The organism is Neotabrizicola shimadae (assembly GCF_019623905.1).
Taxonomy (GTDB): domain Bacteria; phylum Pseudomonadota; class Alphaproteobacteria; order Rhodobacterales; family Rhodobacteraceae; genus Neotabrizicola; species Neotabrizicola shimadae.
On the sequence record NZ_CP069370.1, the window covers coordinates 3748787 to 3757033 of the forward strand.

Here is an 8247-nt window from a genome sequence, read left to right on the forward strand (position 1 = left end):
CGGGAATACCATACCAATGTTGTAGGCCACCACGATCAGCGCAGCGGCAGACGCAACCCGCCATCGAGGCGGATGACCTCGGCATTCAGATAGCGGTTGGTAAGGCAAAAGGCGACGGCCTCGGCGAATTCCCCCGGATCGCCCAGGCGCGGCGGAAAGGGGATGGCGGCCGCCAGCCCCTGCTGCACCTCGGCCGGAAGTTCCGCCAGAAGCGGCGTCAGGAAGAGGCCCGGCGCCACGGTGTTCACCCTGATGCCAAAGCGCGCAAGCTCTCGCGCGGCCGGAAGCGCCAGCGACACGATCCCCCCTTTGGAGGCCGCATAGGCCGCCTGACCGAGCTGCCCGTCGAAAGCCGCGACCGAGGCGGTGTTGACGATGGAGCCCCGCTCGCCCTCGATCGCATCGTTCCCCTGCATCCGCGCCGCCGCCAGCCGCAGCATGTTGAAGGTGCCCAGAAGGTTGACCCGGATCACGCGGTCGAAGGCCTCCATCTCCATCGGGCCTTCGCGGCCGAGGATCCGCGCGGCCCCGCCGATGCCTGCGCAATTCACGAGGCCCCACAGAGCGCCCTGCGCCGCGATGGCGCGGTCCAGCGCCTCGCCCGCCCCGGCATCGGTCACGTCCAGCGCCAGCGCCAGCCCGCCGACCGCCTCGGCCACCTGCACGGCGGCTTCCGCATTGCGGTCGATCACCGTGACCCGCGCGCCCTGCGCCGCCAGGTGCCGCGCCACCGCCGCCCCCAGCCCCGAGCCGCCGCCCGTCACTGCCATATGGCTATCCCGCATCACTTACGCCTCCTCGATCCGGATCACGTCGGGCGCATCCGACCACAAGGCCGCCACAAGGTCGGCCCTTTCGCGCAAGACCGCCCTCTGGTTGACCGAGCCCTTGTCGGTCACCTCGCCGCGGTCGAAATTCAATGGCTCGACCAGCACCATGGCCGCCACGATGCGCGAGGCGCTGCCGGTGGCCCGTGCCGCATGATCCGCCAGCCGCCGCGCCAGAAGCGCCCGTGCTTCGGGGCCGCCCCCAAGCGCCGCCCAGTTCGGCACCAGAAGGGCGCGCAGATCGTCGCGCCCCTCGCCCGCGATGACGGCATCCGAAATGAGCCCGCCCATCGCATCGACCAAAGCCGTCCGCAAAGGCCCCACCGTCACCCAGGTCCCGCTGGCCAGCTTGAAGTTCTCGGCCAGCCGCCCGTCGAAAACAAAGCCCGCCGAGGCATCCCCCGGCACGGCAAAGCGCAAGGCATCGCCCAGCTTGTAAAAGCCCTCTTCGTCAAAGGCTTGCGCCGTCAGCCCCGGGTCGCGCCAATAGCCCGGCGTGATCGAGGGGCTTTTCAGCCGCGCCTCGAGCTTGCCCTCTTGCGGGACAAGCTTCAGCGTCACGCCCACGGCCGGGATGCCAATATTGCCCGGCCCCTCTTTCCGGTCGGCGTGATAAAGCGCGAAGGGCCCGGTCTCGGTCGCCCCCAGCCCCGAGACGATGGGCAGGTCGGGGCGGCCATGCTTGCGGGCGAGCGCGCTCAGCCGGTCCCAGACGGGTTGGCTCATCCCGGCCCCCGCATACATCAGCATCCGCAGGCGCGAGAAGAAATGGGCGGCGAGGGTCTCGTCGGCCTCTATCGCCTCGATCAGGTGCTGAAAGCCCAGGGGGACGTTGAAATACCAGGTCGGCGCCACTTCACGCAGATTGCGCAGGGTGCGGGCGATGCCGTCGGGCGTCGGGCGGCCGTCGTCGATGTAATAGGCCCCACCATGCTGGATCGCCATGTTGAAGACCTTGTTGCCGCTGGCCGTATGGTTCCACGGCGCCCAATCGACCAGGACCGGAGGCTCTTCGGCCAAAAAGTCATAGGCCAATTCCACCATGGTCTGATTGGCGCAGAGCATCCCATGTGTCTGGATCACCGCCTTGGGGCTGCCCGTGGTGCCCGAGGTGAACAGGAACTTGGCCACGGTCTGAGGCCCCACCGCCTGATAGGCGGCATGGGCCTCGGCGCCCCATTCGGTGCGGCAAAGCGCGTCAAAGGCGAGGACCGGACGACCCCCGCCTCCCGAAAGGCAGACCAGGGGGATATCCGGGGCCAGGGTCGCCGCGATGGCCGGCAAGTAGCGCGCGGCGTGATCGGCAAAGACCATGCCCGGCGTCAACTGCGCCACGACCTGGGCAAGCTTGCCCCGATCCTCGCCCGACAGCGCATAGGCCGGCGACAGCGCCGCCGAGGGCACGCCCACGATTTGCGCGCCCAGCGTCATCACCGCATGGGCGATGGAATTGCCCGACAGGATCAGCAGGGGCCGCTCCGCCGAGAGCCCCGAGGCCAGAAGCCCCGCCCCGACGCCGCGGATCGCCTGGGCGCCCTGGCCATAGGTCATGCGCCGCCAGGTGCCATCGGCGGCACGCTCGGCTATCCACAGCCGGTCCGGATCCAGTTCGGCCCAATGCAGCAGGCGGTCCGTCATTGTGCGCCCCGGGGTCGGAAGCTCGGCCCCTTGCCGGATCAGCAGGCTGCCATCCGGACACGTCGTCATCTGCAGCTCCGGCCTCTTCGCGGTTTCCTCTCCCATCGCACCCCTCCCCTGGGCCATGCTCTCGCATTGTTATGCTGGATAACAGTAGGTTCGAATATAAAATCGTGCAAGGGGATTTACAGAGCAATCGTTATATCTCATAACCATTTTGAACGCGCCGGAAAGAGGAATGGCTTCCATGGACATATCGCCCTCGCTGGTCACCTATGCGCTGCAAGAGGATATCGCGCTGATCGGGCTGAACCGGCCCGCCAAGCGCAATGCGATCAGCGACCGGGTGGTGGAGGCGCTGCATCTGGCGGTCGAACGCGCCCAGACCGAGGCCAAGGCTGCGGTGCTGCATGGCACGGGGACGCATTTCTGCGCGGGGCTCGACCTGGCCGAACATGTGGAAAAGCCGCTGATCGCCGCGGTCCAGGGCTCGCGCCGCTGGCACCGGATCTTCGACGGGATCGAGCGCGGCGGCATCCCCTTCGTCGTGGCGCTGCAGGGCGCGGTCGTGGGCGGCGGCTTCGAGCTTGCGGCGGCCGCCCACGTCCGGGTCGCCGACGAGACCGCCTTCTTCGGCCTGCCCGAGGGCACGCGGGGGATCTTCGTCGGCGGCGGCGGCTCGGTGCGGATCGCGCGGCTGATCGGGGCGCAGCGCATGGGCGACATGATGCTGACCGGCCGCACCGTCGCCCCCGTCCAGATGGAGCAATGGGGCGGCGTCAGCTACGTCGTTCCGGCCGGTCAGGCGCTCGAGAAGGCCATCGAACTGGCCAAGGCCGCCGCGCAAAACGCGCCCATGTCGAATTACGCCATCCTCAATGCCCTGCCGCGCATCCGCGACATGTCCTCGGAGGATGGGCTTTTCGTGGAAAGCCTGATGTCCTCGCTGACCTCGGTCACGCCCGAGGCGACCGAGCGCCTGCGCGCCTTCCTGGAGAAGCGCGTGGCCAAGCTGGAGGCGCCGAAGTGAATCTCGACGACATCATCGCAATCGACTTTCACATCCATGCCGAAGAGCCCTGCAACTGTCACCGGGACGACGGCTACAACGAATTCCAGGCCGGGATGGCGGCCTATTTCAAGAACCCTGCCGGGGTGGACGGGATGCTGCCCACCGTGCCGCAGACCGCCGCCTATTACCGCGAGCGCCGCATCGCCGCCGTGATCTTCGGCGTCGATGCCGAGCGCGAGACGGGGTTCTACCGCCATTCCAACGAGGACATCGCCCGTCATGCGGCGGAGAATTCCGACATCCTGATCCCCTTCGCCTCGATCGACCCGGCCAAGGGGCGGGTGGGCGCGCGCGAGGCGCGTCGGCTGGTGCGCGACTTCGGCGTCAAGGGCTTCAAGTTCCATCCGACCATGCAGGGGTTCTTCCCCAATGACCGCATGGCCTATCCTTTGTATGAGGCCATCGCCGAAGAGGGCGCGATTGCGCTGTTCCATACCGGGCAAACCGGCGTGGGCTCGGGGATGCGCGGCGGCATGGGGATGCGGCTGAAATATTCCAACCCGATCCATATCGATGATGTGGCGGTGGATTTTCCGGATATGACCATCGTGCTGGCCCATCCCTCCTTCCCCTGGACGGAGGAGGGCCTTGCCGTCGCCCAGCACAAGCCCAATGTTCATATCGACATGTCGGGCTGGTCGCCCAAGTATTTCCCGCCGCTCTTCGTGCAATATGCCAATACGATCCTGAAGCATAAGATGCTTTTCGGCTCGGACTGGCCCGCCATCACGCCCGACCGCTGGCTGAAGGATTTCGCGGCCCTGCCGATCCGAGACGAGGTCCGCCCGCTGATCCTGAAAGAGAACGCCAAGCGCATCCTGAAGCTGTAAGTGTATACATTGCGCCGGCACCCGGCTATTCTGCCCATGTATACATGGAGACAGGAATGGATCAGGCCAAGGGCACCCATGCGCAGCGCGCCCTGACGCTGTTGCGCCAGCGTATCCTGAATGGCGCCCTGCCGGGGGGCACGCGGCTTTACGAGGTCGCTTTGGCCGAGGAGCTGGGGATTTCCCGCACCCCGATCCGCGATGCCTTGGCGCGGCTGGCGGTGGAATCGCTTCTGGACCGGGTTCCGGCGGGCGGCTTCGTGGTCCGCAGCTTTGCGGTTTCCGATGTTGTGGACACGATTGAGCTGCGTGGAGTCCTCGAAGGCACCGCCGCGCGTTTCGCCGCCGAACGTGGCGTCGCCCCAACGGCCTTGGCCGAGGCCCAGGAGACATTGACCGGGCTGGACGGGCTTTTTACCGCCCAAGAACTTGATATCGAAGCCTATTCCCAGCTGAACACCGCTTTCCACGACCTGCTCGCCCAGATGGCGCAAAGCGATGTGCTGCTGCGTGAGATCGCCCGCGTCAAGGCGCTGCCCTATGCCGCCCCTTCGGCCTTTCTGGACGACCAGGCCCAGGTCGCGGCCCTGACACGGACGCTGTCGCATGCACAGGAACAGCACCGCGCCATCCTCGACGCCATCACCCGCCGCGAAGGCGCCCGGGCCGAGGCCCTGGCCCGCGAACATGCCCGCGCCGCCCGCCGCAATGTCGAGGTGCTGCTGGGTTCCCGGCCCATGTACACATAAACCGCCGATCCCTCGCGCTTCGCGCTTGATTTCCGCCCGAGCTTTGATGTTAATGTATACATGAAATCTCAGGGAGGAGACCTCATGCCCACGAATCTGACCCAGGTCATGGCCAAGGCCGGCAATCCGGTCGACCTGCTGCGCAACTCGAAATCGGGGATCTATGTCTATCCGGTTGTGGCGCCCGAATTCCAGAACTGGCGCAACGAACAGATGGCCTGGCGGCAATCGGCCGTGCTGTTCGACCAAAGCCACCACATGGACGAGCTGATCGTCGAAGGCCCGCAAGCGACCGAATTCTTGGCCCATCACGGCATCAATTCCTTCGCCAGTTTCGACCTGAACCGCGCCAAGCACTATGTCCCCGTGACGCCTGCGGGCCATGTCATCGGCGACCACATCATCTTCCGCGAGCGTGAGGACAAATATATCCTCGTCGGCCGCGCGCCCACCTCGAACTGGCTGATGTTCTGCGCGGCCTATGGCAAGTGGAACGTGCGGTTGAAATACGACCCCCGCAGCCCCTCGCGGCCCGAGGGCGAAAGGGTCCTGCGCGAACATTACCGCTTCCAGATCCAGGGGCCGGATGCGCCCAAGGTCTTCGAGCGTCTGAACGGCGGACCGCTGCCTGAGATCAAGTTCTTTCACGTCGATCACATCACCGTGGGCTCGCGCCGGGTGCAGGCGCTGCGCCACGGCATGTCGGGCGCGCCGGGGCTGGAGATCTGGGGGCCCTACAAGGACAAGGACTATATCCACTCGACCATCTTGCAGGCCGCCCGCGATGTCGGCGTGAACCTGGTGCAATGCGGCAGCCGGGCCTATGCGACCAATACGCTGGAATCGGGCTGGATCCCCTCGCCCTTGCCGGGGATCTATACCGGGGGCGGCATGCTGGCCGATTACCGCGACTGGCTGGGGGCGGACAGCTATGAGGCGGCGGGCTCGATCGGCGGCAGCTTCGTCAGCGCCAACATCGAGGACTACTACGTCAACCCCTTCGAACTGGGCTATGATTTCTACATCGGCTGGAAGAAGGACGACTTCATCGGCAAGGCCGCGCTTCAGGCGATGAGGGGCTCGCCCAAGAACCGCAAGAAGGTGACCTTCGAATGGAACCGCGACGATGTGATGAAGGTCATCGCCTCGAACTTCGAACAGGGCCTGCCGTTCAAGTGGATCGACTTCCCGCTGTCGAACTATGCCTCCTCCAGCGCCGATATGGTCATGCAGGGCGACCGCATGGTGGGCATGAGCATGTTCAACGGCTTCTCCTACAACGAACGCTGCGTGCTGTCCTTGGGGGTCGTCGCGCAGGAGGTGCAGGAGGGTGACATCCTGACGCTGAAATGGGGCGAGCCCGAGACCACGGGCAAGACCTCGACCGAGCCGCATCGCCAGACGGACATCCGCGTGCGGGTGGCGGCGACGCCCTATGCGGCCGAGGCGCGGACCGACTACGCCGACAGCTGGCGCACCAAGCGCTGATCAAGGCTCCGGGCGGCGCGCGATGGCCGCCGCGCGGGCGTTGGCTGATGAACCAGACCGGGCAGCCGGCAATGCGGATGCCGGGCTCAAACGCGCGGGTCGAGGTCTCGACCGCTGACACAAGGACAGAGATTTGGTTTCGAAGCTGGCGCGGTTGATCGGCTCTTCGTACAGCAACTCGAGATACAGCCCCGCCACCTCCGAGCGCGGGCATACGACCGTACACAAGGTCGATATACCTCCCGAGCAGTTTACGCAGGAGGCCGGGATGGGCGCCGGACTTGATCGACATGGTAGTGTGTACTGAGCTCCGATGATGTGACCGCGCGGAAACCCGCCATCATCAAACCCAGGGGGTTTCGTCATGAACGGCGGACGACCGGGAGGCAGGTCATGAAGGTGCCCGAAATAGCGTCGGCCGTTTCTGGCACCGGCGAGGCCTTCTGTAGCGGAGCGTTTTGTCTAGGTCATGTTGAAAAATGGCGGAGCCGGAGGCGGATCGAGGTGATGTCGATGAAGCCCAGGAAGCTCTCAGCGGTCTTGTCGTAACGGGTAGCCACACAGCGGTCGTTCTTCAGCTTGTTGAAGCATCGCTCGACTAGGTCGCGCAGGCGGTAGAGGGTGCGATCCACGGCGACGCGCAGTTTTCGGGTCTTTCGAACCGGAGTTACCGGCACGACGTTGCGCGCCTCGATGGTTTTGAAAACCTTGTCAGAGCCATAGCTGCGATCTGCCAGCAGGACGGCAGGCTCGGGTAAGTTATCGTCCATGACCAGGTCGAAGCCCAGATAGTCCGATGTCTGACCCGGCGTGATGTCCGATCTCATGGGTAGGCCGGCACCGTTGACGCGGTGGTGGATCTTGGTCGTGAAGTGGGAGGCGGAGCAGAAAACGATCCAGTGGATCGTTTTCCCGCCGGACGCGCGCGAACGGCCAAGACCCTGTCGCCTTCGCCATGGTGCTTGAACCAGTGGCGCACCATGGCTCAGCCTCCTCTTGCGCCCGCTGCCCGATGATGGGCGCGGACGAAGGTACTGACGATCATCTGAATGGCGTCCGGGACAAGGCCGCTCTCGTTGAGGGCCTTCAGGACTCCCTCCACAGCCCCGCAAGGGTCCAACGCCAGAACTGGCGATACACCGACGACCACTTGCCGAACGCCTCGGGCAAGTCCCGCCACGGCGACCCCGTGCGTGCGATCCAGAAAATACCATCCAGAACAAGACGATGGTTCAGGGGTTGGCGCCCGTTCGGCGCTCGGACCGCCAAGATGAAGCGTTCATGAAACGCCCACTCCTCGTCCGACATCAGGTCTCGTGCCAAGCTGGTCTCCATCGCAGATGCCAGCTTGAATCACAGTCAGCCCGCCCTGTGAATCCTTTTGTCAACACGTCCTAGCTGACCTCAGCCAATGGTGTCAGACGGCCATAACCAGAGGCTTACACCGGAAGTCTCGGGCAAAACCCATCAAGCACGACAAACGCCGATACAGACGCCGCAACAGGATCGAGATCATGTTCGGGCGGTTGAACGGCCGGCGCCACATCGCAACCCGCTAGGACAGGTGCCCCAAGGTCGTCCTTTCCGCCCTCGCACTCGCCGCAACCTTAATGTTCTGGCTATGACGCGAGAAAGAGGCCTGA

General features: G+C 65.1%; 6 protein-coding genes and 2 pseudogenes. 5 read left to right on the forward strand and 3 right to left on the reverse strand.

Annotation, left to right across the window (positions count from 1 at the left end):
• Positions 1-35: 35 nt before the first annotated feature.
• Together JO391_RS18170 and JO391_RS18175 are read right to left on the reverse strand one after the other, a co-directional pair.
• Positions 36-785: an SDR family NAD(P)-dependent oxidoreductase gene (locus JO391_RS18170; protein WP_220661834.1), complete on the reverse strand. Its 750-nt coding sequence runs from the start codon at positions 783-785 to the stop codon at positions 36-38.
• A gap of 3 nt (positions 786-788) precedes the next feature.
• Positions 789-2465, reverse strand: a complete 1677-nt coding sequence (locus JO391_RS18175) for a feruloyl-CoA synthase (RefSeq protein WP_259444750.1) — start codon at positions 2463-2465, stop codon at positions 789-791.
• A gap of 247 nt (positions 2466-2712) precedes the next feature.
• Between JO391_RS18175 and JO391_RS18180 the strand changes: the two genes are divergently transcribed.
• The 4 genes from JO391_RS18180 to ligM all read left to right on the forward strand — a co-directional run bounded on the left by JO391_RS18180 (position 2713) and on the right by ligM (position 6604).
• Complete coding sequence (locus tag JO391_RS18180; RefSeq protein WP_220661836.1) at positions 2713-3495, forward strand: crotonase/enoyl-CoA hydratase family protein; 783 nt, start codon at positions 2713-2715, stop codon at positions 3493-3495.
• Positions 3492-4367 (forward strand): amidohydrolase family protein, encoded by an 876-nt coding sequence (locus JO391_RS18185; protein WP_220661837.1) that lies wholly within the window; start codon positions 3492-3494, stop codon positions 4365-4367. Before JO391_RS18180 ends, JO391_RS18185 begins: the two co-directional genes overlap by 4 nt.
• 56 nt (positions 4368-4423) lie before the next feature.
• Entirely contained in the window at positions 4424-5116 is a 693-nt protein-coding gene (locus JO391_RS18190) for a GntR family transcriptional regulator (RefSeq protein WP_220661838.1), read from the forward strand.
• Positions 5117-5200: 84 nt separating this feature from the next.
• Complete coding sequence (gene ligM / locus JO391_RS18195; RefSeq protein ID WP_220661839.1) at positions 5201-6604, forward strand: vanillate/3-O-methylgallate O-demethylase; 1404 nt, start codon at positions 5201-5203, stop codon at positions 6602-6604.
• A 467-nt stretch (positions 6605-7071) separates the two neighbouring features.
• Here ligM and JO391_RS21810 read toward each other — a convergent pair.
• Positions 7072-7939, reverse strand: a pseudogene (locus tag JO391_RS21810) (IS5 family transposase).
• A gap of 110 nt (positions 7940-8049) precedes the next feature.
• Here JO391_RS21810 and JO391_RS18210 point away from each other — a divergent pair.
• Positions 8050-8229: pseudogene (locus JO391_RS18210) on the forward strand (transposase); the annotation flags it as partial.
• Between the last annotated feature and the right edge of the window lie 18 nt (positions 8230-8247).

Bases quoted from the DNA above. Each gene is read 5' to 3' on its own strand.
- JO391_RS18170 (WP_220661834.1), bottom strand. From the start codon at position 785: ATGCGGGATAGCCATATGGCAGTGACGGGCGGCGGCTCGGGGCTGGGG.
- JO391_RS18175 (WP_259444750.1), bottom strand. From the start codon at position 2,465: ATGACGGACCGCCTGCTGCATTGGGCCGAACTGGATCCGGACCGGCTG.
- JO391_RS18180 (WP_220661836.1), top strand. From the start codon at position 2,713: ATGGACATATCGCCCTCGCTGGTCACCTATGCGCTGCAAGAGGATATC.
- JO391_RS18190 (WP_220661838.1), top strand. From the start codon at position 4,424: ATGGATCAGGCCAAGGGCACCCATGCGCAGCGCGCCCTGACGCTGTTG.
- ligM (WP_220661839.1), top strand. From the start codon at position 5,201: ATGCCCACGAATCTGACCCAGGTCATGGCCAAGGCCGGCAATCCGGTC.